General features: G+C 71.5%; 25 protein-coding genes. 7 read left to right on the top strand and 18 right to left on the bottom strand.

Annotation, left to right across the window (positions count from 1 at the left end; genetic code table 11):
• Positions 1 to 117: 117 nt before the first annotated feature.
• Complete coding sequence (locus tag AB0J10_RS08280) at positions 118 to 1,239, top strand: nucleotide disphospho-sugar-binding domain-containing protein (protein WP_363059070.1); 1,122 nt, start codon at positions 118 to 120, stop codon at positions 1,237 to 1,239.
• 38 nt (positions 1,240 to 1,277) lie between these two features.
• On the opposite strand, the gene AB0J10_RS08275 is transcribed toward AB0J10_RS08280, so the two are convergent.
• From AB0J10_RS08275 to AB0J10_RS08260, 4 genes are all read right to left on the bottom strand, one after another.
• A complete protein-coding gene (locus AB0J10_RS08275) occupies positions 1,278 to 2,891 on the bottom strand; it encodes a BBE domain-containing protein (RefSeq protein ID WP_363059068.1) in 1,614 nt (537 codons plus the stop codon).
• A 2-nt stretch (positions 2,892 to 2,893) separates the two neighbouring features.
• Complete coding sequence (locus AB0J10_RS08270; protein ID WP_363059066.1) at positions 2,894 to 4,315, bottom strand: activator-dependent family glycosyltransferase; 1,422 nt, start codon at positions 4,313 to 4,315, stop codon at positions 2,894 to 2,896.
• A 47-nt stretch (positions 4,316 to 4,362) separates the two neighbouring features.
• Positions 4,363 to 5,580, bottom strand: coding sequence for a class I SAM-dependent methyltransferase (locus AB0J10_RS08265; RefSeq protein ID WP_363059064.1), 1,218 nt, complete (start codon positions 5,578 to 5,580; stop codon positions 4,363 to 4,365).
• A 76-nt stretch (positions 5,581 to 5,656) separates the two neighbouring features.
• The gene (locus AB0J10_RS08260) at positions 5,657 to 6,913 is read right to left on the bottom strand and encodes an aromatic ring-hydroxylating dioxygenase subunit alpha (RefSeq protein WP_363059062.1); all 1,257 of its coding nucleotides are present in this window, start codon (positions 6,911 to 6,913) and stop codon (positions 5,657 to 5,659) included.
• A gap of 279 nt (positions 6,914 to 7,192) precedes the next feature.
• On the opposite strand from AB0J10_RS08260, the gene AB0J10_RS08255 reads away from it, so the two are divergent.
• Positions 7,193 to 7,912 (top strand): class I SAM-dependent methyltransferase, encoded by a 720-nt coding sequence (locus AB0J10_RS08255; protein WP_363059060.1) that lies wholly within the window; start codon positions 7,193 to 7,195, stop codon positions 7,910 to 7,912.
• Between the two features lie 75 nt (positions 7,913 to 7,987).
• Here AB0J10_RS08255 and AB0J10_RS08250 read toward each other — a convergent pair whose 3' ends face one another.
• The 3 genes from AB0J10_RS08250 to AB0J10_RS08240 all read right to left on the bottom strand — a co-directional run bounded on the left by AB0J10_RS08250 (position 7,988) and on the right by AB0J10_RS08240 (position 9,737).
• On the bottom strand, positions 7,988 to 8,245 hold the full coding sequence (locus AB0J10_RS08250) for an acyl carrier protein (protein ID WP_363059058.1): 258 nt from the start codon (positions 8,243 to 8,245) through the stop codon (positions 7,988 to 7,990).
• 65 nt (positions 8,246 to 8,310) lie between these two features.
• Positions 8,311 to 9,243: an NAD(P)-dependent oxidoreductase gene (locus AB0J10_RS08245; protein WP_363059056.1), complete on the bottom strand. Its 933-nt coding sequence runs from the start codon at positions 9,241 to 9,243 to the stop codon at positions 8,311 to 8,313.
• Between the two features lie 56 nt (positions 9,244 to 9,299).
• Positions 9,300 to 9,737, bottom strand: coding sequence for a nuclear transport factor 2 family protein (locus AB0J10_RS08240; RefSeq protein WP_363059054.1), 438 nt, complete (start codon positions 9,735 to 9,737; stop codon positions 9,300 to 9,302).
• A gap of 194 nt (positions 9,738 to 9,931) precedes the next feature.
• On the opposite strand from AB0J10_RS08240, the gene AB0J10_RS08235 reads away from it, so the two are divergent.
• Genes AB0J10_RS08235 through AB0J10_RS08220 form a run of 4 tightly spaced genes read left to right on the top strand, consistent with a single transcriptional unit; the run spans position 9,932 to position 13,625 of the window.
• Positions 9,932 to 10,711 carry a cyclase family protein gene (locus tag AB0J10_RS08235; protein WP_363059052.1) on the top strand — a complete coding sequence of 260 codons (780 nt, stop codon included), beginning with the start codon at positions 9,932 to 9,934 and terminating at the stop codon, positions 10,709 to 10,711.
• A 35-nt stretch (positions 10,712 to 10,746) separates the two neighbouring features.
• On the top strand, positions 10,747 to 11,457 hold the full coding sequence (locus AB0J10_RS08230; RefSeq protein ID WP_363059050.1) for a class I SAM-dependent methyltransferase: 711 nt from the start codon (positions 10,747 to 10,749) through the stop codon (positions 11,455 to 11,457).
• A gap of 48 nt (positions 11,458 to 11,505) precedes the next feature.
• Positions 11,506 to 12,615, top strand: coding sequence for a DegT/DnrJ/EryC1/StrS family aminotransferase (locus AB0J10_RS08225; protein WP_363059048.1), 1,110 nt, complete (start codon positions 11,506 to 11,508; stop codon positions 12,613 to 12,615).
• 5 nt (positions 12,616 to 12,620) lie between these two features.
• Positions 12,621 to 13,625, top strand: a complete 1,005-nt coding sequence (locus tag AB0J10_RS08220; protein ID WP_363059046.1) for a Gfo/Idh/MocA family oxidoreductase — start codon at positions 12,621 to 12,623, stop codon at positions 13,623 to 13,625.
• Positions 13,626 to 13,709: 84 nt separating this feature from the next.
• Here AB0J10_RS08220 and rfbA read toward each other — a convergent pair whose 3' ends face one another.
• Both rfbA and AB0J10_RS08210 read right to left on the bottom strand, forming a co-directional pair.
• Entirely contained in the window at positions 13,710 to 14,585 is an 876-nt protein-coding gene (gene rfbA, locus AB0J10_RS08215) for a glucose-1-phosphate thymidylyltransferase RfbA (RefSeq protein ID WP_363059044.1), read from the bottom strand.
• Between the two features lie 295 nt (positions 14,586 to 14,880).
• Entirely contained in the window at positions 14,881 to 15,456 is a 576-nt protein-coding gene (locus AB0J10_RS08210) for a rhodanese-like domain-containing protein (RefSeq protein ID WP_363059042.1), read from the bottom strand.
• A gap of 82 nt (positions 15,457 to 15,538) precedes the next feature.
• On the opposite strand from AB0J10_RS08210, the gene AB0J10_RS08205 reads away from it, so the two are divergent.
• Positions 15,539 to 15,826 carry a metal-sensitive transcriptional regulator gene (locus AB0J10_RS08205; RefSeq protein WP_363059412.1) on the top strand — a complete coding sequence of 96 codons (288 nt, stop codon included), beginning with the start codon at positions 15,539 to 15,541 and terminating at the stop codon, positions 15,824 to 15,826.
• A 40-nt stretch (positions 15,827 to 15,866) separates the two neighbouring features.
• Here AB0J10_RS08205 and AB0J10_RS08200 read toward each other — a convergent pair whose 3' ends face one another.
• From AB0J10_RS08200 to AB0J10_RS08160, 9 genes are all read right to left on the bottom strand, one after another.
• A complete protein-coding gene (locus AB0J10_RS08200) occupies positions 15,867 to 16,610 on the bottom strand; it encodes a sulfite exporter TauE/SafE family protein (protein WP_363059040.1) in 744 nt (247 codons plus the stop codon).
• Entirely contained in the window at positions 16,607 to 16,972 is a 366-nt protein-coding gene (locus AB0J10_RS08195) for a rhodanese-like domain-containing protein (RefSeq protein ID WP_363059410.1), read from the bottom strand. Before AB0J10_RS08195 ends, AB0J10_RS08200 begins: the two co-directional genes overlap by 4 nt.
• 152 nt (positions 16,973 to 17,124) lie before the next feature.
• A complete protein-coding gene (locus AB0J10_RS08190) occupies positions 17,125 to 18,492 on the bottom strand; it encodes an MBL fold metallo-hydrolase (protein WP_363059038.1) in 1,368 nt (455 codons plus the stop codon).
• A 516-nt stretch (positions 18,493 to 19,008) separates the two neighbouring features.
• Positions 19,009 to 19,596 carry a class I SAM-dependent methyltransferase gene (locus AB0J10_RS08185; RefSeq protein ID WP_363059036.1) on the bottom strand — a complete coding sequence of 196 codons (588 nt, stop codon included), beginning with the start codon at positions 19,594 to 19,596 and terminating at the stop codon, positions 19,009 to 19,011.
• A 70-nt stretch (positions 19,597 to 19,666) separates the two neighbouring features.
• Positions 19,667 to 22,180, bottom strand: coding sequence for a heavy metal translocating P-type ATPase (locus tag AB0J10_RS08180; RefSeq protein WP_363059034.1), 2,514 nt, complete (start codon positions 22,178 to 22,180; stop codon positions 19,667 to 19,669).
• Positions 22,181 to 22,515: 335 nt separating this feature from the next.
• Entirely contained in the window at positions 22,516 to 23,358 is an 843-nt protein-coding gene (locus AB0J10_RS08175) for an RNA polymerase sigma factor SigF (protein WP_363059032.1), read from the bottom strand.
• 200 nt (positions 23,359 to 23,558) lie between these two features.
• Complete coding sequence (locus tag AB0J10_RS08170; RefSeq protein WP_363059030.1) at positions 23,559 to 23,897, bottom strand: STAS domain-containing protein; 339 nt, start codon at positions 23,895 to 23,897, stop codon at positions 23,559 to 23,561.
• Positions 23,894 to 25,165 (bottom strand): SpoIIE family protein phosphatase, encoded by a 1,272-nt coding sequence (locus AB0J10_RS08165; RefSeq protein WP_363059028.1) that lies wholly within the window; start codon positions 25,163 to 25,165, stop codon positions 23,894 to 23,896. The genes AB0J10_RS08170 and AB0J10_RS08165 overlap by 4 nt, the downstream gene beginning before the upstream one ends.
• Positions 25,165 to 25,968 (bottom strand): alpha/beta hydrolase, encoded by an 804-nt coding sequence (locus AB0J10_RS08160; protein WP_363059026.1) that lies wholly within the window; start codon positions 25,966 to 25,968, stop codon positions 25,165 to 25,167. Before AB0J10_RS08160 ends, AB0J10_RS08165 begins: the two co-directional genes overlap by 1 nt.
• Between the last annotated feature and the right edge of the window lie 217 nt (positions 25,969 to 26,185).

Here is a 26,185-nt window from a genome sequence, read left to right as displayed (position 1 = left end):
GGACCGCCGGCCGGGAGCGGGGCGGGAGGTCCGTTCAACGAAGCTCCGCGTGGCTTCAAGGGCGCCGGTGCAAGGTGACACCTCCACCCCGTCCCTCTCGTGAGGCGAGGAGTTCCCATGCGCGTACTGTTCGTCAACTCCCCAGGACTGGGGCACATCTTCCCCTCCGTGCCCCTGGCGCACGCGCTGACCGCAGCGGGTCACGACGTGCTGTACGCCCAGGGCGGTGACGTCGAAGCGGTGGCCGCCGCGGGCGTCAACGTCGTCGATGTGACCCCCGGACTCGACTACGCGACGGTGTTCCGGCCCGAGGAGATCGACTTCAGCGTCGACGGCGGGGACGAGTTCGTCGCCGCGCTGTTCGCCAGGGTCTCGGGTGTCACCGTCGACCGGGTGGTGGAGGTCGCCCGTGGCTGGTCCGCGGACCTGATCGTCCACTCACCGCTGCAGGGTGCCGGCCCGCTGGCGGCGGGGGCGCTCGGCGTGCCCGCCGTGTCGTTGGTGACCGGGCCGGCCGACAGCGCACCGCGCATCGACGGCCTGCTGCGCGACCACATGAAGGAGCACTACCTGCGGCACGGTGTCACCCCCGAGCCCCCGCCCGGCTTCCGGCTCAACTCGATGCCGCCGAGTCTTCGGGAGCTGCTTCCGGACCGGGTGCGGGCGGACGACGACGTACCGGTGCGCCATGTGCCCTTCAACGGCAACGGGGAGCTGCCGGGCTGGCTGCTGGAGCCGCCGCGGCGGCCGAGGATCGCCGTCACCCTCGGGTCGATCGCCGGTCTGTGGGGTGGCCTGGCCGTGCTGGCGCCGCTCGTCGCGGCGGCGGCGGGCACGGACGCCGAGTTCGTCGTCACGCTCGGCGGCGGCGACCCGTCTCTTCTCGGCGACCTTCCCCCCAACGTGAGGACGGTGGACTGGCTCTCCCTCGGGCCGCTGCTGGGCACCTGTCGCGGGCTGATCCACCACGGTGGGTCGGGCACCTCTGCGGTCGCGATGACCGCCGGCGTGCCCCAGTGCGTGATGCCGCTCAGCCCGGACCAGAAGGACAACGAGAGCGCGGTCGTGGCGCGGGGCATCGCGATCGGGACCTCGGCCGAGACGGTCGGCCAGGAGGAGTTCCGCGCCCTGCTGGAGGACGAGGGGCTGCGTGCGGCTGCGGTCGAGGTGCGGGAAGAGACCGCGGCGATGCCGTCCCCCGCGGCGCTGGTCCGGCGGCTGGAGTCGCGGGCCGGGTGAGGGGCACAGGGCCGGTCGGGCCGCGGGCGGGTGGCGCGTCAGCGGCCCGGCGGCCGGACGGACATCGCGTGGCGGAAGACGTTCGCGGGGTCCCACCGCGCCTTGACCCGCTGGAGCCTGGGGTAGTTGTCCCGGTAGTAGAGCGTGTGCCACGGCACCCCGGAGGTGTTCCAGCGGGGGTCGGTCAGGTCGACGTCCGGGTAGTTGATGTAGGCCCCGCCGTTGCGGGCGTCGGGTACCGGGACGCCGCCGGTGTCCGCGTACACGTCCCGGTACAGACCGCGCACCCATGCCAGTTGCCCGTCCCCGGGGACACCGGGCCACCACGAGGTCTCGTACGTCGCGCTGAAGAGGGAGTCGCGGTGCGGGACCGCCGTCGCTGACGCCGGGATCGTGTTGATCCTGCCTCCGAGGGTGGAGAGGTACACCGCCGATGCCTGGTGCTCGTCCCCGCCCCGGGTCAGCCAGCGGTGGATGGTCCGGATCTGCGCCTCCGACCAGCCCTTGCGCAGCAGCGCCGCCTTGGACTTGAAGGGGTATCTGCCGCCGGCGTACGGGTCTGCGGTCAGCGTGGACTTCATCCACAGCGCGGTGGAGTGCTCGGTCTCGTGACGCACCCCGGTGTTCGCGGTGACCGCCGCGACGTACTCGTCGAGCAGCGTCCTGCCGTGCGGCAGGGAGCCGTCCACGTTCGCCACGAGTGTGAAGCGCCCGCTCGCCCGGTGGTTGAGTACGAGCCAGCTGCTGAGCGGTGCGTAGCGGGAGCCGGTCCCGGACTCCTTCTCGTGCCAGGTTCCGTGGTTGCGCAGGATTCGCACGAACGCGGACTCGGTCATGTCCGCCCACGACCAGCCGACGGTGACGGAGCGAATGGTCGCCGGGGGTCGTGGCAGCAGGGTCGCGGGGTCGCCCGGGCGGGCGCCGGGCGAGCGCATCAGATAGCGGGTGACGATGCCGAAGTTCCCACCGCCCCCGCCGGTGTGGGCCCACCACAGGTCGTGGTGGGGGTCGTCCGGGTCTCGCGTCGCCAGCACCAGACGGGCGCGACCGCCGCGGTCGGCGACGACCACCTCGAGCCCGTGGAGGTGGTCGGCGACGAAGCCGTGGTGGCGTGACAGGCCGCCGTACCCACCGCCCGCGATGTGACCGCCGGCTCCCACGCCGGGGCACGCGCCCGCCGGGACGGTCACGCCCCAGCCCAGGTAGAGGGTGCGGTAGACCTCGCCGAGGGTCGCGCCGGACTCGATGGCGAAGGCACGGTGCCCGGGGTCGTAGTAGACGGACCTCATTTCGGAGACATCGACGACGATCTGGACGGCGGGGTCGTCGACGAAGTTCTCGAAGCAGTGTCCGCCGCTGCGCACGGCGATCCGTCTGCCCGTCCGCAGGGCGTCGTCCACCGCGTCGACCACGTGGTCGGCGCAGTGGACGAGGCGTACGGACTCCGGCCGGGCGGTGAAGCGCCCGTTGTAGCCCCGGACGGTCAGCTCCGCGTAACGCGGATCGCCCGGGCGTATGTCCCTGGCCGGAGGCGGCGGGAAGCAGCCGTGGGCCGTCCGGTCCGCCGCCGCCGTACCGGGCCCGGCCAGTGCCGCGACGCCGCCGGCCACGACGCTGCCCGCGAGAAACCCTCGGCGTGAGAAACCCTTCACCGTCACTCCCCCGTCTCGTTGTGGGTCGTCGGATCCGGCCGGGCGCCGCGCCTGTTCGCCTCGGCCAGCTCTTCGAGGACGGGCACGACGGCACTGGGCGCCGGCATCCGCCCCGACTCGCGGCTCAGCCGGGCGGCGGCGTCGGCGAAGGAGCGTTCCTCCAGCAGCCGCGTGAGCATGCCGCGCAGCATCCCGGCGTCGGCCCGCGCCGGTTCCGCGACGCGGAGCCCGGCTCCGCGCTCCTCCAGCAGGCGTGCCTTGTGGTCGGTGTCCCACACCCCGTCGGGCAGGATGAGCTGGGGCACCCCGCAGCCCAGCGCGGTGTTGAAGGTGCCGGCGCCGCCGTGGTGGATCACCGCGGAGCAACCGGGCAGCAGGGCCTCCAGGGGGACGAAGTCCACGACGCGTACGTTGTCCGGGACTTCGGGGGCAGACGCGAGCTGGGCCTTGTTCAGGGTGGCCACCACCTCGACGTCCTCCCCGGCCACTGCCGCGAGCACCTCTCCGAGTGGCACCCGGTCGGCGCCGAGCAGCTCACGGTGCGAGACGCCGAGCGTGAGGCAGATCCGCCTGCGCCTCGTCGGTTCGCGCAGCCAGCCGGGAAGGACCGAGCTGCCGTTGTGGGTGGTGGACCGCATCGGCACGCGGTCCAGGTCGACGGGGAGGCGCAGTGAGGGCGGCAGCGGGTCGATGGTGCGCTGCCCGACGACGAGGTCCTCGCCGAACTCGCCGCCGTACCGCCGCACCGTCCAGCCCAGCCACTCCTCCATCGGGTCCTCCCGCTGCCCGGGGGGCAGCTCGCGCACCGCGTCGAGGTAGGACTCGCGCATGCGGCCGATGAGGTCCAGGCCGAACAGGAGCCGGACGTGGGCCGCGCCGCTGGCCCGCGCGGCGATGGGCCCGGCGAAGGTGAGCGGGTCCCAGACGACCAGGTCCGGCCGCCACCACCGGGCGTGACGGACCAGGTCGTCGACCATCGCCGGTGCGGAGTACTGCTGGAAGACGTGGGTGGTCATGGCGGTGAAGACACCGTGCATGTACTCGTACGACAGCTTGTGCGGACGGATCTCTGTCATGTCCGTCCAGTACTCGAACCGCTCCGCCATCGCGCGGTGGTCGGCGGCGGTCTCCGGTTCGCTCCGGGGGCCCGGGTCCTGGGCCGTGTGTCCTCCCGCGCCCCCGTGCTCGGCGGCCTCACCGGACCCGGACGGCCCGTCGTGCTGCTCGTAGGACTCCATCCGGGCCGCCAGGTCGAGGGCGGCACCGGCCGTGACGGCGGTCAGGCCGGTGCCCGTGATGTCGGTGGCGAGATCCGGCTGGCCGGCCACATGGACTTCGTGGCCGGCAGCCCGCAGCGCCCACGCCAGCGTGACCTGCGCGAACAGATGGGACTTTGCGGTGTGTGTGGTGAACAGGACCCTCATGGGGCACCCTTCCTCGGCCGGCGCGGTCGGTGCGGGAGCGGGAGCGCTCACACCACACGGACGTCCGGGACGTAGAGGATCCACTTGCCGCCCGAGGCACGGAACTGCTGCTCCTTGGCGATGATCTCCTCGGCGTGGTTCCAGGCGAACAGCACGGCGTAGTCGGGGTAGGGGTTCTCGAACTCCTCCCGCGACCGCACCGGGATGTGCGAGCCCGGTGTCAGCCGCCCCTGCTTGTTCGGGGTGGTGTCGGAGATGAACGAGACGAGGTCGGGACCGATGCCGCAGTAGTTGGCCACCGTGGCGCTCTTGGCCGTGGCCCCGTACCCGGCGACCGTCCGGCCTTCCTCGCGCAGTCCGCGGAGCAGCGAGACGAGTTCGTCCCGGGCCCGCTCCACCCGGCTGACGAAGCCCGTGAGGGTTGCGAGGTCCGACAGCCCCCGCCGCCGCTCCCGCTCCAGCAGCTCGGCGACCGCGGGCGAGGGGGTGCGCCGCCCCGCGCGGGCGACGGTGTAGCGCACCTCGCCGCCGTGCACGGGCAACCGCTCCACGTCGACCAGTTCAAAGCCGAACCGCTCGGCCATGGTGCTCACGGACGAGACGGAGAAGAAGTAGTAGTGCTCGTCGTAGATCTGGTCGAAGGAGGCGAGGTCGACGATGTCGGCGAGGTACGGGTCCTCGAAGACGAACACCCCTTCGGGCGCGAGCAGCGCGTCCGCTCCCCGGAAGATCGAGTCCAGGTAGGGGATGTGGCAGATCGTGTTGGCCGCGTAGATGACCTGCGCCTGCCCCTCGGCCTTGCGGATGTCCGCCGCCGTCGACTCCTGGAAGAACTCGGTGGTGACCCGGATGCCCTGGCGGCGGGCGAGGTCGGCCACGCTCTGCGACGGCTCTACGCCCAGGTGCCGGACCCCTGCCTCGGCCAGGACCCGGAGCATGATCCCGTCGTTGCAGCCCAGCTCGACCAGGAAGGCGCCCTTCCGGGCGAGTTCGGTCTCCAGGAAGTGCCGCGCGGTCTCCTCGAAGTGCTTGCGCATGACGGAGGACCCGGACGACAGGTACGGGTAGTGGCCGTTGAACATCAGGTGCCGCGGCACTTCCTCGGTGAGCTGGACCATGGTGCACTCCCCGCAGACCCCGACGGCCAGCCGGAAGAAGTACTCGTCACCGAGGTACTCCGGTTCGAGGAGCCCACTGGAGAGCGGCTGCTGTCCGAAGTCCATGAACTCGTGCAGCCGACCGCCGCAGATCCGACAACTGGGCATGGTGGAAGTCCTCTTCCTCGAGAAGCGGAGTAGCGATCGTCATGACGTGCGGTGGCCGACACGTCCGGCCGGCGGCTCACAGCACTCCCGGCCAGTCGCCGTCGCCGCGCAGCAGTGCCCTGGCCAGGTTCTGGTAGAAAGCCACGACGCCGGGTTCCTTGGGGCTCAGATGGCCGCGTGCGGCGAAGCGCGATCCCACGGCGCGCTGGACGGCCTCCAGTCCGTTCCGGTCCTCGCTGTTGATCATTCCCGCGTACGACTCGGCCTGTCGGCGCAACTCGTCGACGTCGGCGCCCTCCAGCGCGCCGCGCGGCACGAGGATGCCGCCGCGGACCAGCGTCCGGTCGATCGCCTGCGGGATCAGGCTGAGCCAGATGATCATTTCTCCGGCGGCGGCCAGGCTCGCCGAGGGAAAGACGAAGAAGCCGTACAGATGGGCCTTCTCCTCGTCGGTCAGCGGCAGGACGTAGGTCTCCTGGGGCTTGGTGAACGGGATGAGAAGGCGCAGCGCCCACGGGGAGTCGACCCGTACGTCCGTGTCCGACCCGCCTGGCGTCGACGGCTGGAGGGTCTCCGGGTGGAAGCCCATCACGTGGTAGTTCTCATGGGCGTTCTCGACGGCGACCTTCCAGTTGCAGGCCCACTCCTCGCTCCACGCCCCGAGCTGAGCCATACCGTCGAGCCGGTAGTTGGCCAGGTCGTCGGAGATCCTGCTCAGTTCGGGGGCGAGGGGGGCGGCGGCCGGGTCGAGGTTCACGTACACGAATCCGTGCCACTCCGCCACGGCGAAGGCGGGCAGCCGGCAGTTCCCGGGGTCGAAGTCGGGGTTCCTGCGCATATGGGTCGCGCCGACGAGCCGGCCGTCGAGTCCGTACCTCCACAGGTGGTAGGGGCAGGTGAAGGACTCGGCGCGGCCGGCGGCGCCGGGTTCGACGAGCGGCATCATCCGGTGCCGGCAGATCGGCGACATGCCGTGCAGCACACCGTCCGCGTCGCGGGTGACCAGCACCTGCTCGCCCGCGATACCGACGCAGACATAGCTGTTCGGCTCCGCGAGTTCGTCGCGGTGGGCGACGAGCACCCAGGAGCGGCCGAAGACCCGACTGCGTTCCAGCTCGTACAGCCCGGGAGAGCTGAACGCACGTGGCGGCAGGCTGAGTTGCGGCGCAAGGTCCAGGTAGCGGCGCAGTTCCTCCAGCAGTGCGGGCACCTCACCGGGCGGCGATCCGGCGCCCTCCCCGCCGCTGCCGTCGACCGCGCCGTCGTACCCTTCGCGCGCCGTGCCCGGTGCCTCCTCGCCGGCGGTCCGGCCTGTGCTCACGCCTGTGCTCACGGTGGGACTCCAAACCTGTGCCGCGGGTCGTGGTTCCCGCCGACCCTGGCAGGGCGGGTTCGAACCCCGCTCGACGGCGCTGTCGGTCACCGCGAGGGGCTCCGGTGGCCCTCGCGTCCAGCGGGTCTCCGGCGTTCCTCTAGGGCGTGTTGCGAACGTGGCTGCGTCCGCCCGCGGGGCGGGGCAGGCGGGGCTTGGGCAGCACGCCCCGGCAGCCCGACCGACGATCGGTGCTTCCGGACCCCCGTCCCTGTCGGGTGCGCAACGAATGGGGTCGCCGTGTACGGAGCCGAACTCGCCGAGATCTACGAACTGGTCCACCGCGGCCGCGGCAAGGACTACCTCCAGGAGGCGGCCGCGGTGGAGGGGCAGGTGCGCAAGCGCAGGCCGGACGCCCGCACTCTGCTCGACGTGGCGTGCGGCACCGGCGCGCATCTGCGGTGCTTCCACGAGCTGTTCGACGAGGTGGCCGGGCTGGAGCTGTCCGAGCCGATGGCCCGGTACGCACGCGCGGCGCTGCCGCACGTACCCGTACACGTCGGTGACATGCGGGACTTCGACCTCGGCCGCACGTACGACGTCATCACCTGCATGTTCGGCTCGATCGGCTATCTGCTGACGGAGTCCGCGCTGGGCGACGCGCTGCGCCGGTTCGCCCGGCATCTGACGCCCGGCGGGGTGCTCGCCGTCGACCCGTGGTGGTTCCCCGAGACCTACCGGCACGGCCACGTCGCCTGCAGCACGGTGACCGTCGGGGAGCGGACCGTGTCCCGGGTCTCCCACTCCGTACGGGAGGGGGCGGCGTCCCGGATGAATGTGCACTACCTCGTGGCGGACGGCGCCTTTGGGGTGCGGCACTTCCACGAGACGCACCTGATCGGCCTGTTCTCGCCGGAGCAGTACGAGGCCGCGTTCACGGCCGCCGGTTTCGGCGTGGACTACGTCCCCGTCGAGCCCGCCGGCCGGGGCCTGTTCGTGGGCGTCAGGTCGGCAGGCTGACCCGGCGCCCGCCCTGGCGGGAGGGGGCCGGTGGCCGGGTACGGGACCGTGTTCCGCGGGGGCCGGGGGCCGGGGTCAGGGCCGCCGGGCCATTTGCTCGTTGGCCTGGTCGAGGAACTGCCTCAGCGTGCGGATCCGGGTCTCCGCGTCCGGCATGCCGATCGCGTACCGCCGCTCGACCTGGCTGATCGCCTCCAGCAGGGCGAGCGAGTCGTACCCGAGGGCACTCAGCTCGACGTCACCGACGTCCTCGCCGTCCAGATCGACTCCCTCCGCCTCGCCGGCGCACTCCCGGAAGATCTCGACCAGGACCGGCAGGGTGAGTTCACTCATCGCACGTACCTCTCTGCTTGTAGGGAAGAAGGCGCGCCGCCGGGCGGCGTGCGGAGGGGTGGGGCTCAGTCCGCCGCCTCCCACATGTCGCGCAGGGAGTCGCGCAGCCCGATGACGGGGTGCCAGCCCAGCACCCGTTGCGCGTGGCGGATGTCCGCCTTGGTCCAACCGCCGCCCTTGCTCTCCACCGGCCCGCCGGTCTCCTTGAGCGTCTCGGGCGGGAATCCGGACACCGCGACCAGGGTCGTCACCAGTTCGCGCATCGTCGTCGCCTCGCCGCGCCCGATGTTGAACACCGCACCGGTGGACGCCGCGTCCGCGGCCCGCAGGACCGCCGAGGCGACGTCGCGTACGTCGATGTAGTCGCGGGCGGCGTCGGCGATCACCAGTTCCAGCGCCTCCCCCGGCACCGCCCCGCGCAGCCGTTGCAGCACCGCGCCCAGGAAGCTCGCCTCCGACGGGTGGGGTCCGCACACGTTGACGGCGCGCAGCACGACCCCGTCGACGTCCCCGGCCCGGGCCGCATCCAGCACGGCCTGCGAGCCCGCCAGTTTCGTCCGGGCGTACGGGGTGCTCGGATCCGGCGTCACCGACTCGTCGATGCCGGATCCGTGCGGCACGAAGCCGTACTCGTGGATGCTGCCGACGTGGACGACGCGCGGGCGCGTCGGCAGCGCGGCGACTCCGGCGAGGAGGCGGTCCACCAGCCGCACATGGGCGTGGTGCATCGCCTCCTCGGTCACCACCCAGCCGCCCGCCACATTGACCACCACGTCCACGTGCCGCGAGGCGAGGAGGCCGGTGATCTCCGCCGGGTCCGCCGACGCCACGTCGAGCGGGACGAAGGGGCGTCCGGCGGTGTGCGGAGCGGGGCGCCGGGCCACGCCGAGCACCTGGTGTCCCGCGCGCGAGAACACCGCGCTCACCTGTCGTCCGAGGCCGCCGGTCGCGCCCAGGACGGCGACCGTGCCCGGCCGGATCGCGTCACGCGAGGTCACCCCACCGACCCCCTTCCTCGCTGCCCTCGTCGGTCCCGGCCCGTCCCGGCGCCGGGTCACGCGTGCCGGTCGTCACGCGTGACCCGGCGTGCCCGCACCTTCAGTTCGCCGTCCACCCGCACGAGCACGTCGTCGCACACGCACATCAGATGGAGCCGGGGGCTGCCGCCCCGGGGCGTGGCGATGATCTGCGCGTACGAACGGACCTTCAGCTCGCCGTCCTCGCACGGCCGGATCGACACCATGCCGAGCAGGTGCCGGTGCACCTCGCCGGTTTCGCTCAGCGCCGCGGCGGCCTTGTGCACCCCCGCGGCCAGGGCGTCCCGGCCGACGACGGGCTCAGGGAGCGAGGGCGGCGCGAACGAGCCGTCCTCGGTGAAGGTCCGCGCCCAGCCCTCGCCGTCCCCGGCGTCCAGCAGATGCATGTGGTGGGCGTAGAACTGCTGCACCTCGGCATAGAGGGACTCGACAGACGACGAGGTTCCCATCGGCATTGCCACCGCGTCCTCCTCACGCTAGTCCCGTCCGGGTCCGAACGGGCGGCATCCGCGAACGATTCCCGACGCGCTTCGACATCGGCTCGAACGCGACGCGCTCGAACCGAGCGAGGTTTGAGCGCTTCTCCGTTCACGCGGAGCACCATCTGCCTCGTCGGCGCGAGCGGCAGCGACATACGTGGGAGGTCCGTGTGCGGTTGATCGACCTGTCATCGGCGGTGGACGCCGGGGCCCATGAGCCGGATCCCGTGGTGCACGAGGTGCTGACCGCCCGTCAGGGGGCGGAGCACATGAGCGCGGAGATGCGGACCCACTTCGGGCTCGAGTTCGACCCGGACGAGCTGCCCGACGGGGAGTTCCTGTCGCTCGACCGGATCACCCTGACCTCGCACACCGGCACGCACGTCGACGCGCCGTCGCACTACGGCTCCCGGGCCGGGTACGGCGACGGCGTACCGAAGCACATCGACCGGATGCCGCTGGAGTGGTTCTGCAACCCGGGGATCGTGCTCGACCTCACCGACGCCCCGACCGGTGCCGTCGGCGCGGACCGCCTGGAGAAGGAGTTCCAGCGGATCGGCCGGGCCCCGGCCCCGCTGGACATCGTCCTGCTGCACACCGGCGCCTCCGCGCGGGCGGGTACCCCGGAGTACTTCACCGAGTTCGCCGGGCTGGACGGGCCGGCCGTGCACCTGCTGCTGGACCTGGGGGTGCGGGTGATCGGGACGGACGCGTTCAGCCTGGACGCCCCGTTCACCGACATCATCGAGCGGTACCGGGGCACGGGTGACCGTTCGGTGCTGTGGCCGGCCCACTTCGCCGGCCGTGACCGGGAGTACTGCCAGATCGAGCGCCTGGCGAACCTCGAGGCCCTGCCCGCGCCGTACGGGTTCACCGTCGTGTGCTTCCCCGTGAAGATCGCGGGCGCGGGCGCGGGCTGGACCAGGGCGGTCGCCATGGTCGACGAGTGACCGGGCGCCCTTGACCGACACCGACGGGAGAGCAGATGTACGGACGGGAGCTGGCGGAGGTCTACGAGATCTTCTACCGCAGCCGGGGCAAGGACTGGCCACGGGAGGCCGCCCACGTCACGGAGCTGGTGCGGTCGCGATGTCCGGAGGCGGAGTCCCTGCTCGACGTGGCGTGCGGCACCGGGGCGCATCTGGAGACCTTCCGGACGCTGTTCGAGCACACCGAGGGCCTGGAGATCGCGGAACCCATGCGGGAGCTGGCCCACCAGCGGCTGCCGGAGGTGACCGTGCACCCCGGCGACATGCGCGACTTCGGCCTCGGCCGCACCTTCGACGCGGTGGTGTGCATGTTCTGCGCCATCGGCTATCTGGGCACGGTCGGGGACATGCGGGACGCGGTGCGGTCGATGGCCCGGCACCTGCGCCCCGGCGGGGTGCTCGTGATCGAGCCGTGGTGGTTCCCCGAGAACCACGTCGAGGGCTATGTCGCCGGTGACCTCGGCCGCGAGAACGGCCGCACCGTGGCCCGGATATCGCACTCGACCCTCCAGGGCCGCGCGACCCGGATGGAGGTGCGCTTCCTGGTCGGCGACCGTGCCGGCATCCGGGAGTTCACCGAGATCGACGTGCTCACCCTCTTCACCGAGGACGAGTACACCGCGGCGTTCACCGACGCCGGCTGCACCGTCGAGTACCTCCCCGGCGACCCGACCGGCCGCGGTCTGTTCGTCGGGGTACGGCAGTGAGACCCGGCCAGGCGCATGCCCGAGACGAGCGGAGACAGTGACTCACCCATGACCACCTACGTATGGGACTACCTGCGCGAGTACGAGAACGAGCGGGACGACATCCACGACGCGATCGAGACCGTGCTGCGTTCCGGGCAACTCGTCCTCGGCGCCAGCGGTCGCGGCTTCGAGGAGGAGTTCGCCGCCTACCACGGGATCGGACACGCGGTGGGCGTCGACAACGGCACCAACGCCATCAAACTGGGGCTTCAGGCGATCGGCGTCGGCCCCGGCGACGAGGTCGTCACCGTGTCGAACACCGCGGCGCCGACCGTGGTCGCCATCGACTCCGTGGGGGCGACGCCCGTCTTCGTCGACGTCCACCCCGACACGTACCTGATGGACGTCGACCAGGTGGCCGCCGCCGTCACCCCGCGCACCAGGTGCCTGCTCCCGGTGCATCTGTACGGTCAGTGCGTCGACATGACGGCGTTGCAGGCCGTGGCGGACACACACGGTCTGCTGGTCTTCGAGGACTGCGCGCAGGCCCACGGCGCCCGCCGGGGAGGACGTCTCGCCGGTACGTGGGGGGCCGCGGCCGGGTTCTCCTTCTACCCCACGAAAGTGCTCGGGGCCTACGGCGACGGCGGCGCCGTCATCACCGCGGACCCGGACGTCGACGCGGGTCTTCGGCGACTGCGGTACTACGGCATGGAGGACCGCTACTACGTCGTCCGCACACCGGGGCACAACAGCCGGCTGGACGAGCTGCACGCGGAGATTTTGCGACGCAAGCTGCGCAGGCTCGACGCCTACATCGAGGGCCGACGGGCCGTCGCCAGGCGCTACGCCGAGGGGCTCGCCGGCACCGATCTGGTGCTGCCGGCCCTCGCGCCCGGCAACGAACACGTCCACTACGTCTACGTGGTGCGGCATCCGCGGCGCGACGCCGTCATCGAGGCACTGAAGGCCTACGACATCGCACTCAACATCAGCTACCCGTGGCCGGTCCACACCATGACGGGCTTCTCCCACCTGGGGTACGCCAAGGGCTCCCTGCCGGTCACCGAGAGGCTGGCCGACGAGATCTTCTCGCTGCCGATGTACCCCTCGCTGGACCCCGCCCTGCAGGACAAGGTGATCGGCGCACTCCACGACGTCCTGGCGACGCTGTGAGTCCAGTGCGCACCGGGCACGAGGGCCCCGCCCGCGGCCGGGTACGCATGGGCGTGCTCGGCTGCGCGGACATCGCGCTGCGCCGGATGCTCCCGGCCATCGCGGCGGCCGACTCGGCCGAACTCGTCGCGGTGGCCAGCCGGGACGCCACGAAGGCGCAACGGGTGGCGGACCGTTTCGGGTGCGCCGGTGTCCAGGGCTACCGGACGTTGCTGGAGCGGGACGACATCGACGCGGTGTACGTCCCCCTGCCGCCCGCGCTCCACTTCGACCAGGTGGCCGAGGCGCTGTGCGCCGGCAAGCACGTGCTGTGCGAGAAGCCACTGTGCACGACGCACGCGGAGGCCGCCGAGCTGATGGAGCTTTCGCGGCGGCACCGCCGCATCCTCGCCGAGAACTTCATGTTCCTGCACCACTCGCAGCACGCCGGGGTCCGCTCGCTCCTCGACACCGGAACCGTCGGCGAGTTGGAAGTGCTGTCCGGCTCGTTCGGCGTACCGCCGCTGGATCCCACGGGGTTCCGGTACGCCCCCTCGCTCGGCGGCGGCGCCCTGCTGGACGTCGGCGTCTACCCGCTGCGGACGGCACAGATGTACCTGTCCGGCGAACCGGAGGTGCTGGCGGCCACCCTCCGGGTGGACGACACGACGGGGGTGGACGTCGCGGGTACGGCGCTGCTGTGCGCCCCCGACGGCGTCGCCGCGCAGCTCGAGTTCGGCTTCCGGCACGCCTACCGCTCGCGCTATGCCCTGTGGGGTCGCCGGGGACGGATCTCGGTGGAGCGCGCGTACACCCCTCCGGAGCAGCTGAAGCCGGTCGTCCGGGTCCAGCAGCAGGACCGGCTGACGGAGCTGGCGATGCCCGCGGACCATCAGGTGCGCAACGCGCTGGCCGCGTTCACCGCCGCCGTCCTGGCGGGCGGGAACGGTCCGGTGGGCGAGGCCGAGTCGCTGCTCCAGGCCCAGCTGGTCGAGGGCGTGCGCAAGGTCGCAAGGGTCGTCACCGTCTGACCGGCCCCTCGGTGCCGTACCCGGAGGCTCCGGGCCCCCGGGGGGCCGGATCTCCCGGGGCCGGGTCTCCGGTCCGGGGGGCTCTCAGGCCCTCAACTCCGCGGCGATGGACATGACGTACTGCCCGTAGCTCGACCCGCCGATCTCCTCCCCCAGCCGGTGGCACGCGTCCGCGTCGATGAACCCCATCCGCAGCGCGACCTCCTCGATGCACGCGATGCGGCATCCCTGGCGTTCCTCCAGCATCCCGACGTACTGGCTCGCCTGGAGCAGCGACTCCGGTGTCCCCGTGTCGAGCCAGGCGAAGCCGCGGCCGAGATCGACGAGCCTGGCCTCGCCCCGGGCGACGTAGAACCGGTTCACATCGGTGATCTCCAGCTCCCCCCGGGCCGAAGGCGTGATGTTCTTGGCGATGTTGACCGCTCGGTTGTCGTAGAAGTAGAGGCCGGTGATGGCCCGGTTCGACCGCGGCCGCGCGGGCTTCTCCTCGATGGAGACGAGCCGGCCCTCGGCGTCGGCCTCGCCGACCCCGTAGCGCTGCGGGTCGTGCACGGGGTAGCCGAACAGCACACATCCCCGCACCTCCCGGGACTCCCGGGCCAGCACGTCGGAGAAACGGGGGCCGTGGAAGATGTTGTCGCCCAGGACCAGCGCGACCGGTTCCGTGCCGATGTGGTCCGCTCCGATGAGCAGGGCCTCGGCGATACCGCCCGGTTGGAACTGCTCGGCGTAGGTGATCTCCATCCCGAGCTGGGAGCCGTCGCCGAGCAGGGTGCGAAAGCGCGGCAGGTCGTGGGGCGTCGTGATGACGAGGACGTCCCTGATGTCCGCGAGCATGAGAATCGACAGCGGATAGTAGATCATCGGCTTTCCGCCCACGGGCAGCAGCTGCTTGGACACCACCCGCGTGATCGGATACAGCCTGGCCCCGGTGCCGCCGGCCAGAACGATGCCTTTCACGAAGACTCACCCCCACGACGCGACTGCGCTACCGGGGAGGAAGTCTCGCCGGATGCCCTCGCATGCACCTCAAGCACCACTCGTACGCCTGACCGCCGGGGGACGCCGACCCTCCGGTGATCACTTCGGCAGCCGTGCTCGTCGCGGTGGTCCGCCCCGGACCGAGGTCGCGGCGCCGGGCCGCACGCCCCCGGTCCTGGGAGCCGTCGACGCACGGGGGCGCGGTCAGGACATCGGGCCCTCCGGGGGAAACGGGCGCGGACCCGGCACGCCGGGCCACCGCCCCCTCCCCGGCTCAGCGGTCGCGGAGTCGGGCCAGGGTGCGGTCGAGATCGGCGGCGCGGGGGCGGTTGTGGGGGAGCCTGGCGAGCACGGCGGCCATGCCGCAGGTGTTGGTGAGGGCCGAGAAGACCAGTCCGGCGGCGATGCCCGCCGACAGGATCTGGAAGGCGGGGTGGACGAGGAGGCCGAGGAGGAGCCCGAGAAGGACGACGGCGCCGGCGGTGAGGCGGACCTGTCGTTCCATGCCCCAGGTGGCGCGGCCGGCGCCCTGGGAGCGGTGCAGGTCGTGGCCGTCGGCAGCCCAGGCAGCGGTGCCGCCCGCGAGCGTGGCGGTGGCGATGCCGTTCTCGGCGAGGATCCGGCAGGCGTTCTCGGACCGGGCGCCGGACGCGCAGACCACCAGGACGTCGCCGTGATCGGCCGCGTGGCGGATGTCGGGCAGGGCCCGCTGGATCCGGTCGAGGGGGATGTTGAGGGCACCGGGCAGGTGGCCGCCGGCGTACTCACCCGGGGTGCGTACGTCGATGACGGTCATCTCGTGCAGCCGGGTGCGGGCTTCGCCGGTGGCGAGCGTGGTGGGCGTGACCATGGCGGATGTCATCCTTTTCTGTCGGCGGGCCCCCAGCGAAAGGGGGTATCTTACCCCTGGGGGTATTCCATGAGGAGTGATGATGGAGCTTGATCTGGCGGGAGCGGAGCTGAAGGCGGTCCTGAACCGACTGCGCCGGGCACAGGGCCAGATCTCCGGAGTGATCCGGATGATCGAGGAGGGCAGGGACTGCGAGGAGGTCGTGACCCAGCTGGCGGCCGCGTCCCGCGCGCTGGACCGCGCCGGGTTCGCGATCATCGCCACGGGGCTGCAGCAGTGCCTGACCGAGATGGAGGACGGCAGCCGCTCCGGTGAGGACCGCGACGAGATGCGCGGCCGCCTGGAGAAGCTCTTCCTCTCGCTGGCCTGAGCCGTCCTCGGCCGCCCAGAGGCCGCGGCGGCCCGCGTGCTCAGACGACCACGTCGACGAGCATCAAGGCCGCCACGCCCAGCAGGACGAAGGCGAAGGCCCGCTGCAGGGCCTGGCCGGTGATCTTCGTGGCGAGGCGCTTCCCGTCCCAGGCACCGAGGACCGCGGCGCCGGTGAACGGGGCGATCACCTCCCAGCGCAGGTCCCCGCCGGATCCCGTCCGCGCGGTGAGCGCCGCCACCGAGTTGACGGTGATGACCAGCAGGCTGGTGCCCACGGCCTGCTTCATCCGCAGACCGAGGACCCCCACCAGGGCCGGGACGGCGAGGAACCCACCGCCGACGCCGAGGAAGCCCGTCACGGCTCCCAGACCGGCCCCCGCTCCCGCCGCCCTGGCGGGACGTATCCGCTCCGGCGGCGCGGAGTTCGCGGGTCGCAGCATGCGCAGGGCGGCCAGCGCGGCGATGAACGCGAAGGCGGCGGTGAGCACCCCCGCCGGGAGGTGACCCGCGACCGCTCCGGCGAGGAACGCCGGCAGGATGCCCGCGGCCGCGAACAGCGTCCCGGTTCTCCAGGCGACGTTGCCGTCTCGCGCATGGACGTGGAGGGCGGCGGCCGAGGTCGCGGTGACGATGATCAGGCTCGCGGTGGTCGCCGACGCGGGCGTGAACCCCAGCAGGTAGAGCAGTGCGGGGACCGCGAGCACGCTGCCACCGCCGCCGAGGGCGCCGAGGGCCAGGCCGATGACGGCCCCGGCGATCAGGGCGAGGATCAGGGTGCTCACGCTGTCGAGCCACTGTTCCCGCGATGGTCGACGACCGGAAATCCGGCGGCGACCCATGCGTTCATGCCGCCTTCCACATCCGTCGCGTCCGCTCCCCGTTCCGTGAGGAGCTTCGCGGCCTGCTGCGAGCGGTGCCCGCTGCGGCAGATCACCACGAGCGGACGACTCCGCGCGGAGGCGGGCAGCGCGGCGCCCGCGGCCAGCCGGGTCAGCGGGGCGTGCACGGCACCCGGGGCGTGCCCGGCCTGCCACTCGGACTCCTCCCGCACATCGAGCAGCACGGCTTCCGGCCGGTCCCCGCTGGTGCGGGCACGGGCCTCGTCCACGGACAGGCGTGGTGCGCCCCTACGGAAGAGGAACATCGTCCACTTCACCTTTCTCCTCGGAGTTCTTGTTCGGTCTGCTGTCGGTCTTCTTGTTCTTGCTGGTCTTCTTGTTCTTGCTGGTCTTCTTGTTCAGGCGCCTTGTCCGCGTGCCCTGTTCGGGTGCGCCGGGCCGCGGGGCCCTGCCCGGTTCAGCCGGTGACGACGGTCAGTCCGGCCTCGGCGGCGGCGTCGAAGCCGTCGTCCACAGCAACCACCCGCCGTCCGGCGGCGTCCAGCAGGGAGGCGGCGATACCGGCGCGCATGCCGCCGGCGCAGTGCACCCAGACCGTGCCGTCGGGCACCTCACCGAGGCGGCGGTGCAGCTGGTGGATCGGGATGTGGACCGATCCCGCTATCCCGCCTTCGGCGCGCTCGGAGTCACGGCGCACATCGAGCACGACGATCCCGTTCCCGTCGCGCCAGTCCTGCTCGGCGAGTTCCGCGAACGTGGCACGGGGGAAGGACGCGGGGCTCTCGCCGTCGCGGAGCCAGTCGCCGGGACCTCCGGTCGCGGCGGCGGCCGGGCGGTCGATGCCGACGCGCACGAGTTCCCGCTGAGCGGCGGCCAGTTGCCCGGCCGAGTCGGCGAGCAGGGTGACCGGCTTGCCCCACGGGATCATCCACGCCAGGTAGGTGGCGAGCTTGCCGTCCGCCTCGAAGTTGAACGAACCGGCGACGTGCCCCTCGGCGAACGCGATCCGGTGGCGCAGGTCCACCACCCACTCCCCGGCCGCGAGCCGTGCGGCGATCTCGTCCGGGTCGGCGACCGCGGGCGGGGTCAGGTCGACGGGGGCGGGGCCGGCGGCGTTGGCCGGTCCCATGTGGGCGTAGTAGGCGGGCACGTCCTCGAGTCCCGCGAGCAGGTCGGCGACGAAGGTCTCCACATCGGCGGTGAGAGCGGTGTTGGCGGCCTTCTCCTTGCCGATGGTCGTGGCGTCGCCGTCGGCCTGCGCGGACGAGCAGAAGCTGCCGAACCCGTGCGTGGGCAGCACCGCCGTGTCGTCCGGCAGTGCGTCGGCGAGGCGGTGCGCGGAGGCGTGCTGGGCGCGGGCCAGCTGTTCGGTCAGGCGGGGCTCGACGAGATCCGGACGCCCCACCGTGCCGATGAGCAGGGAGCCGCCGGTGAACGCGGCGACCGGGCGGCCCTCCACCCCGAGGACGTACGCGGTGTGGTGGGGCGTGTGTCCGGGCGTCGCCACGGCCGTCAGAGTCAGCTCCGTGTCGACGTCGACGGTGTCGCCGTCGACGACCGGGGTCCGGGTGAACGAGACCCGCGCACCGGCCGGCACGAGGTAGACGGCTCCGGTGAGACGTGCGAGCTCCGGACCGCCGGTGAGGTAGTCGTTGTGGATGTGTGTCTCCACCACATGGGATATGCGCACCCCCCGCCGAGCGGCCGCGGCAAGCACCTGGTCGACATCACGGGGCGGGTCCACCGCCACCGCCGCCCGCTCGCCGCCGGCGAGGTAGCTGCGGTTGCCCAGGCCCTCGAGCTCGATCGTGTCAACGAAGAACACCGGGATGCTCCTTTCGCGCGTAAATTACCCCCAGGGGTATTGCACTCACTCTAACACTCTTACCCCCGGGGGTATATTTCACCGAGTGGCGGCCGTCATATGTGCGGCGCACCCGCCGGGTACCCCGGCCCTGCCGGAGACGAGGTGGAGGCCGTGTCCCACGACCGGACCCGACGCTGCAGGCACCGTTCGGGCAGGTGCAGCAGGCCGTCCACCAGGGCCTGCCGAGCAGGGCTTCGGGCCCCCGACCGAGATGGACGTACCGGCGCCCCTCAGGACCTGGCCCCACCACGACACGGAGCGGCACCTGATCCTCGGCGCCCGCAGCCGGCACCTGGCGCAGGGCCCTGGAGACGTCACCTCCGGCCGCTTCCCCTCGGGCGGGGACGGGTGCGCCCGACGCCGGCACTCTCGACGCCGTCGACGCCGTCGAGCGGCACGAACCCGACGAGCACCGTCACGCGGGGGGCCACGCCGAGGGTCCGCGACCGGGCTCGCCGAGGCGGCGGAGCGGCCTCACCGGCGGACGGCGCGGACCACCGTGTCCAGTGCCTCCTCCTGCCCCACCGGGCGGCGTGCGACCTCGGCCACGACCACATCGGCGCACGGTTCCCACGCCGCCCTGACCTGCTCCACGCTGCAGAGCACCCGCGGATCCTGCGGCCCGCCCGTCCCCTGGGTGAGGTTGGCGATGTCGTGGCCGACCAGGAGCAGCGTTCCCCCGGGCCGTGCTGCCCGGCACGCGGTTTCCAGGACCCCCGCCATGTCCTGCCGGGGAAGTTGGAGGTAGGACACGAGGACCAGGTCGTAGGCGGACTCTTCGGCGGCGTACCGGGTGACGTCGGCGACCTCGGCCCGTACCTCCGCCTGCCGGCCTTCCGCCGTGTCGGCGATCCGCCGGACGGCGACCGGTGAGAAGTCGACGGCGTCGACGCGCCAGCCGCGACCGGCCAGCCACAGGGCGTTGCGGCCCTCCCCCGCGGCCAGGTCCAGGGCCCGGCCGGGGGCCAGCCCGGACGCCTCCCTGACCACCCACATGTTGGGCTCGGCCGACCACACGCGTTCCGACGCCCGGTACCGCTCGTCCCAGGCGTTCGCGTCCATGTGCCTCCTCCTCGGGTCGGCATCCGGCGCGCGAGCCGGATGCGGCCGCCTTCCTCTTGAGTGGATCCGCTCAGGTCATGTGGGCCGGGGCCTCGGCCCGTGCGGGCGGGGCGCCGGGCAGCGGGCCGGGGGTGAAGCGGCGCAGCCGGTTGGCGTTGCCCACCACCGAGAGCGAGGACAGCGCCATCGCCGCGGCCGCGACGACAGGGCTGAGCAACCAGCCGGTGAACGGGTAGAGCACACCGGCCGCGACGGGGATGCCCGCGGTGTTGTAGACGAACGCGAGGAACAGGTTCTGGCGGATGTTGCGCATCGTGGCACGGCTGAGCGTCACCGCGGTGACCACGCCGCCCAAGGACCCGGAGATCAGGGTGATGTCCGCCGCCTCGATGGCCACGTCGGTGCCGGTGCCGATGGCGAAGCCGACGTCCGCCCGGGCGAGCGCGGGGGCGTCGTTGATGCCGTCGCCCACCATGCCGACGCGCTTTCCCTCCTCCTGGAGGCGGCGGATCTCGTCCGCCTTGTGCTCGGGCAGCACCTCGGCCAGCACCCGGTCGATGCCGACCTCGGCCGCGATGGCCTCGGCGGTCCGCGCGTTGTCCCCGGTGATCATTACGATCTCGAGGCCGAGCCGCCTCAGCGCGGTGATGGCGGCGGCCGAGTCCTGCTTGACCGTGTCCGCGACGGCGACCAGGCCCAGCGCCCGGCCGTCGGCGGCGGCGTACATGGCCGTCTTGCCCTCCGCGGCCAGCCGGTCCGCCTCCGCCGACAGGGCAGCCGTGTCGATGCCCTGGTCGGAGAGGAGCGCTTGCTTGCCCACCAGCACCCGGCGCCCGTCGACGACGGCGGTGATGCCGTGTCCGGTGACCGAGTCGAACTCGCCGACCTGAGCCGGCGCGATGCCACGGCCGGTGGCGCCGGAGACGATCGCCTGCCCCAGAGGATGCTCGGAGGAGTGCTCGGCCGAGGCGACCAGTCGCAGCAGCTCGTCCTCGGCGGTGCCCTCGACGGCGAGGACGTCGGTCAGCTCGGGCCGCCCCTGCGTGACGGTGCCGGTCTTGTCCAGCACGACCACGTCCAGCCGCTGCGCGGTCTCCAGCGCCTCGGCGGAGCGGATGAGGATCCCCGCCCGGGCTCCCTTCCCGGTGCCCACCATGATCGACAGCGGGGTCGCCAGACCCAGCGCGCACGGGCAGGCGATGATCAGCACCGCGACGGCGGCCACCAGCCCGAGGGTCAGAGCCGGGGCAGGCCCGACGAGGACCCACACCGTGAACGAGGCGATGGCGATGAACACCACCACCGGTACGAAATAGCTCGCTACCAGGTCGGCGATCCGCTGGATGGGGGCCCGGGACGCCTGCGCCTGCTGCACCAGCCGGATGATCTGGGCGAGCACCGTGTCCGCGCCGACCTTGGTCACCCGGAAGCGGAAGGCCCCGGTCTGGTTGATGGTCGCGCCCACGACCTCGTCGCCCGCACTCTTGGTCACCGGGATCGACTCACCCGTCACCATGGACTCGTCCAGCGTGGAACGACCGTCCACGACCACCCCGTCCACCGGCACCTTCTCCCCGGGACGGACGGCGACGACATCCCCGGCGGCGACCTGTTCGACGGGCACCTCCACCTCCGTACCGTCCCGCACCACCCGGGCTGTCCTCGCCTGCAGGTTCAGCAGTTCGCGGATCGCCTGCCCGGTACCCGCCTTGGCCTTGGCCTCGAAGAGGCGGCCGAGCAGGATCAGGGTGAGGATGACGCCGACCGCCTCGTAGTACACCTCGCGCACGCCCGCGGGCAGCAGTCCCGGCGCCACGGTGACCAGCAGGCTGTAGCCGTACGCCGCCGACGTGCCCAGCGTGATCAGCGCGTTCATCTCGGCGGCGCGGTTGCGGAGGGCGAGCCAGCCGGTGCGGTGGATCGGCCACCCGGTGTAGAACATCACCGGCGTGATCAGCGCGAACTGCCACCATCGGTCGAGCAGCAGTCCGGGCACGTCCACGCCGAACACCTCGTGCAGCATGACAGCCGCCACGACCGGCAGCGACAGCACAGCCCCGACAGCGACGCGCCGCGTCAGATCGGCGATCTCCGCACGCCGCGCGGCCGCCTCGGCATCCTCCCGCTCCGCGGCACCCGCCTCGGGCCGCGCGAGCGGAACCGGCTCCTGCTCGGCGGGGCCGGCGGCGGGCGCGGGGATCTCACCGTCGCCCGGCTCGACGAGCAACGTTCCGTGCACCATGCTCATCCCGCAGACGAAGCCGAACCGGCCCGGCCGGTCCGGGGTGAACTCCACCACCGTCGTGGCGAACGCCGGGAGCGAGGCCGCGAGCCGGAAGTCCGGGAAGAGCACGCGAGAGGTGCAGTCCCCCGCCTCCTGCCGGTCGAAGACCATCCGAACCGGTACCCCTTGGCGGACCCGGATCAGGTCCGGCGCATAGCTGCCCTTGACCGTGATACCGATCTCCTGGAAACCGCCCCTGAGCTCGGCCCGGCTCGACTTCTTCGAACCGAAGAAGTACCAGGCCAGGAACGCGATCAGCGCGGCCGCCCCGGCCACGACCCCGATATCCGCGGCGCTCATGACGCCCTCCCTCCGTGGGCCGGTCGTTCAGCGGTGCCGACCGCGACATCATCTGGGCTCCTGAATCCGAAACTACGCCTCCCCCCAGGGGCGGCAAGGCGGCGATGCGGGGACGGAGGACTGCTCGCCGGGCAGTGGCCGCACCCCGCGCGGAACACGGGTGCGCGCTTCGGGCACGGCCTTTCGGGGCTCGCCGGCCGGAGCCGGCACCAGGACGTGGCGGTGGAGCGTCACGGCCGAGCAGCAGCGGAGCGACACTCACCGACCCTCCGAAAGGGCACGTCCTCACCTCGCCGGAGCGGACGAAGACCTTCCGTCCAGCGGGGCTCCAGGGGTCAGGCCGTGCTCAGCATGCCTTCGCGCAGGCGGGTCAGGAGACGGGAGATCAACCGGGACACGTGCATCTGGGAGACGCCGAGACGCTCACCGATCTGCGCCTGGGTGAGCTCGTCGACGAAGCGCCAGTGAATGATCTTGCGGTCACGCTCGTCAAGTGCGGCGATCATCGGTGCGAGGGCGTGGAAGTCCTCTACCAGGCCGAGCGCGGCGTCCTCGTCTCCGATGAAATCCGCCAGCGCTGCCTCGCCGTCCTCGCCGCCGCTGATCGCCGCCTCGAGAGACGCCGACCTGTAGCCGTTGGATGCCAACCGGGCCTCGACGACCTCGCTCTCAGGCAGGTTCATCAGATCCGACAGTTCCTTGGTCGTCGGCGTCCGACCCAGTCGGCTGCGCAGTTCCTCGGTGGCCCGGGCCAGTGCGACCCGGGCTTCCTGCAGTCGACGCGGCACGTGCACGGCCCAGGATGTGTCGCGGAAGAACCGCTTGATCTCGCCCACGATGTAGGGAACGGCGAAGGAGGTGAACTCGACCTCGCGGGACAGCTCGAACCGGTCGATGGCCTTGATCAGACCGATCATGCCGACCTGGACGATGTCCTCCATCTCCTCCGCCCCCCGGCTGCGGAACCGGCCGGCCGCGAAGCGGACCAGGGTCATGTTCATCTCGATCAGCGTGTTCCGCACGTACTGGTACTCGGGAGTCCCTTCCTCCAGCACCGCCAGCCGGTCGAAGAAGTGCCGCGAGAGCTCGCGTGCGTCCTTGGGAGCCACCTTGGCGGGTTCCGATATCTCCGGAACGTCCACCACACGCCCACCAGTCTGCACGGTCGTCGCCACCATCACGCACCCCTCCCAGTCGATCAGCCTGTTCTGCGCCGGAGACCGCCCGGCAGTCGCGCGCATACCCCTGTCAACGGCCGACAAGCATCGGACTTCGTGCGGCTCCCAGTGCTGCCTACCGGTGAGGACTCGCCTCGAAGACGACGCCCGTACCTGACGTGGCCTCGACCGCCGGTGGCTCGTGGCCCGTCGGTACCGGCTCAGGGCTGAGTGACGGCGACACTGTCGGGGAGCAGGGTGAAGATCTGGTCAAGACCGACGATGCGCAACACGCGCGAAGTCTGAGCCGGGACGGAAGCGAGCGCAATGTCGGCGTGGGCGGCAAGGGCGTGGTTGCGAGCAGCGATCAGGGCGGTGATGCCGCTGGAGTCGCAGAAGGTCATGCCCGCCAGGTCCAGGACGAGGCGCTGGCCCGGTGAGAGGGTGAGTGCGGTGAATCGGTGGCGCAGCTGTTCGGCGGTGGAGTAGTCGACATCGCCGACGATCTCCAGGATGGGGCCGGTGCGGTCGCCTCGGGTGGTGATCTTCAACGGGTTCATGCCGTGGTTCTGGTTCCAGGGTCGAGCGTGGGGACGCCGAGGGCGAGGAGGGCGGTGTCGTCCTCGAGGCCGTCACCCAGTTCGTCCAGCAGGTCGGTCAGTGCCTCGATCACATCGTGTGGGGACCTCCCGGCGTGGCCGGCGGCGAATTCGAGCAGGGCCTCGTCCCCGTAGAGGGTGGTGCGGCCGGCGCCGGTACGGGCCTCGGTCAGGCCGTCGGTGTACAGGAGGAAGGTGTCACCGCGCCCCAGGACGGTCGTGGCGGTGGCGAAGGTCGCATCGGACAGGACACCGACCAGGAGGCCGCCGGGGGTGGGCAGGAAGTCGGCCGTGCCGTCGGCGCGCAGGACGATGGCCGAGGGGTGCCCGCCCGAGGCGATACGGACGGTGACCTGCCCGGTGGCGGGACCGGGTTCGAGGGTCCCGAAGATCGCAGTGCAGTAGCGCGGGTCGCCCCCGGTATAACGCTCGTGAAGTACCTGGTTGAGCGTGGTCATTACGGAGACGGGGTCAGGGTCGTGCAGAGCCGCGGCGCGCAGGGTGTAGCGCGTCAGTGAGGTGACGGCGGCCGCTTTGGGCCCCTTGCCGCACACGTCGCCGAGGAAGAAGGCGAACCGCTCGCCGCCGATGGCGAAGAGATCGTAGAAGTCACCGCCGAGCCGGTCCGGGGACGCGGCACGGTAATGGACGGCTGTTTCCACCCCCGGCACCGGTGGCAGGGTGTCGGGCAACAGCGACTGCTGGAGTGCAGCCAGGGCGTCCTGCAACCGGGCGCGGTCGACCTCCGCCTGCTTGCGTGCCTCTTCCGCAGCTCTACGGGCTCGCAGAAGTTCCTGTTCGTAGGCACGGCGGTCGCGGGCGTCGAAGAGGGTGGTGCGGATCAGCAGGGGCTCGCCGGTGCCGCCGTGCTTGACGGCGGAGGACACGAGGACCGGCATGCGCTCGCCGCCGGCCTGCTTGATCTCCAGGGCTATGCCGCTGATCTCGCCCTGCATGCGCAGCAGTGGGGCAAAGTGCGTCTCGTGGTAGAGCCTGCCACCCACGGTCAGCAGGTCGGTGAACCGCATCCGGCCCACCACCGCACTCCGCTCCAGGCCCAGCCAGCCCAACAGCGTAGTGTTGATCTTGGCGATGGTGCCGTCCATCAGCGTGGACACATATCCGCAGGGTGCGTTCTCGTAGAGTTCCTCGGCGCTGTCCTCCAGCACGGCGGCGAACGCCGATGCCGAATCATCCCTTTCGTCCGGTTCCTGCACCGTGCGGCACATCACCGCAGGCTCGCAAGGAAATCGGTGATCGCTGCGTTCGTGGCCTCCGCCGCGGAAAGGTGCGGGCAGTGCCCGGTGGCGTCCAGAGTGACCAGATGCGAGTCGGGGATCGCCTGGTGGACGTAGGCTCCGACCTCGCGCGGAGCGATGGCGTCCTGGGTGCACTCCAGGATGAGCGTCGGCACCGTCACGGCCTTCAGATCGTCCCGCGAGTCCGACAGGAACGTGGTCCGGGCGAAAACACGCGCCATGTCCGGATCCGTTGCGCAGAAGCTGTTCTTCAGCTCCTCCCCGAGTTCGGGTCGGTGCGCGTTCCCCATGATCACCGGCGCCATCGCCGCCGACCAGCCCAGATAGTTCGACTCAAGCGATTCCAGCAGCTCGTCGATGTCGTCGGCACTGAACCCGCCCCGGTAGCCGTCGTCATCGATGTACCGCGGTGACGGGGCGACCATCACGAGCGCGCCGATGCGCCCCGGGGACACCCCGGCGGCGAGCACGCCGATCATCGCGCTGACCGAGTGCCCCACGAACACCGCATCACGCAGATCGAGCGCCTCACAGACGTCGACCACGTCTTGGGCGTAACCGTCCAGCGAGGCATAACGGTCCTCGGAGAACGCGGACGGATCCGACCGACCCGACCCGACGTAATCGAACAGCACCACTCGGTAGTCATCAGCCAGGGCAGGTACGGTCAGTCGCCACATGTTCTGATCACAGCCGAACCCATGTGCCAGCACCACCGTCCGCCCCTGAGGGTTGCCCGTGACGGTGACGTTGTTCCTGCGTTCGATATCCATGCCCGCCACTCTCCCAGATGCGCCCACTCCACCGGCACGGCCGGGACCCCCGTGGACCCCGCCCGACGCCTCTTACCGCGCCCACAGGCGCTCACACGCTCTTCACAGGCACGGGAGAGCAGAAGAATCGGCGGTGTACTCCGCCTCGCGAAGGGCACCAGGAGCGGCGGAGGTCGATAATCATGATTCCCCTGCTTCTCGTTCTGCTCCTGGCTCT

It is taken from the genome of Streptomyces sp. NPDC049887 (assembly GCF_040656535.1).
Taxonomy (GTDB): Bacteria; Actinomycetota; Actinomycetes; order Streptomycetales; family Streptomycetaceae; genus Streptomyces.
This window is presented reverse-complemented; position numbering and strand designations above follow the sequence as displayed.

Bases quoted from the DNA above. Each gene is read 5' to 3' on its own strand.
- AB0J10_RS08280 (WP_363059070.1), top strand. From the start codon at position 118: ATGCGCGTACTGTTCGTCAACTCCCCAGGACTGGGGCACATCTTCCCC.
- AB0J10_RS08270 (WP_363059066.1), bottom strand. From the start codon at position 4,315: ATGAGGGTCCTGTTCACCACACACACCGCAAAGTCCCATCTGTTCGCG.
- AB0J10_RS08265 (WP_363059064.1), bottom strand. From the start codon at position 5,580: ATGCCCAGTTGTCGGATCTGCGGCGGTCGGCTGCACGAGTTCATGGAC.
- AB0J10_RS08250 (WP_363059058.1), bottom strand. From the start codon at position 8,245: ATGAGTGAACTCACCCTGCCGGTCCTGGTCGAGATCTTCCGGGAGTGC.
- AB0J10_RS08240 (WP_363059054.1), bottom strand. From the start codon at position 9,737: ATGCCGATGGGAACCTCGTCGTCTGTCGAGTCCCTCTATGCCGAGGTG.
- AB0J10_RS08230 (WP_363059050.1), top strand. From the start codon at position 10,747: ATGTACGGACGGGAGCTGGCGGAGGTCTACGAGATCTTCTACCGCAGC.
- AB0J10_RS08225 (WP_363059048.1), top strand. From the start codon at position 11,506: ATGACCACCTACGTATGGGACTACCTGCGCGAGTACGAGAACGAGCGG.
- AB0J10_RS08210 (WP_363059042.1), bottom strand. From the start codon at position 15,456: ATGGTCACGCCCACCACGCTCGCCACCGGCGAAGCCCGCACCCGGCTG.
- AB0J10_RS08205 (WP_363059412.1), top strand. From the start codon at position 15,539: ATGGAGCTTGATCTGGCGGGAGCGGAGCTGAAGGCGGTCCTGAACCGA.
- AB0J10_RS08195 (WP_363059410.1), bottom strand. From the start codon at position 16,972: ATGTTCCTCTTCCGTAGGGGCGCACCACGCCTGTCCGTGGACGAGGCC.
- AB0J10_RS08185 (WP_363059036.1), bottom strand. From the start codon at position 19,596: ATGGACGCGAACGCCTGGGACGAGCGGTACCGGGCGTCGGAACGCGTG.
- AB0J10_RS08180 (WP_363059034.1), bottom strand. From the start codon at position 22,180: ATGAGCGCCGCGGATATCGGGGTCGTGGCCGGGGCGGCCGCGCTGATC.
- AB0J10_RS08175 (WP_363059032.1), bottom strand. From the start codon at position 23,358: ATGGTGGCGACGACCGTGCAGACTGGTGGGCGTGTGGTGGACGTTCCG.
- AB0J10_RS08170 (WP_363059030.1), bottom strand. From the start codon at position 23,897: ATGAACCCGTTGAAGATCACCACCCGAGGCGACCGCACCGGCCCCATC.
- AB0J10_RS08165 (WP_363059028.1), bottom strand. From the start codon at position 25,165: ATGTGCCGCACGGTGCAGGAACCGGACGAAAGGGATGATTCGGCATCG.
- AB0J10_RS08160 (WP_363059026.1), bottom strand. From the start codon at position 25,968: ATGGATATCGAACGCAGGAACAACGTCACCGTCACGGGCAACCCTCAG.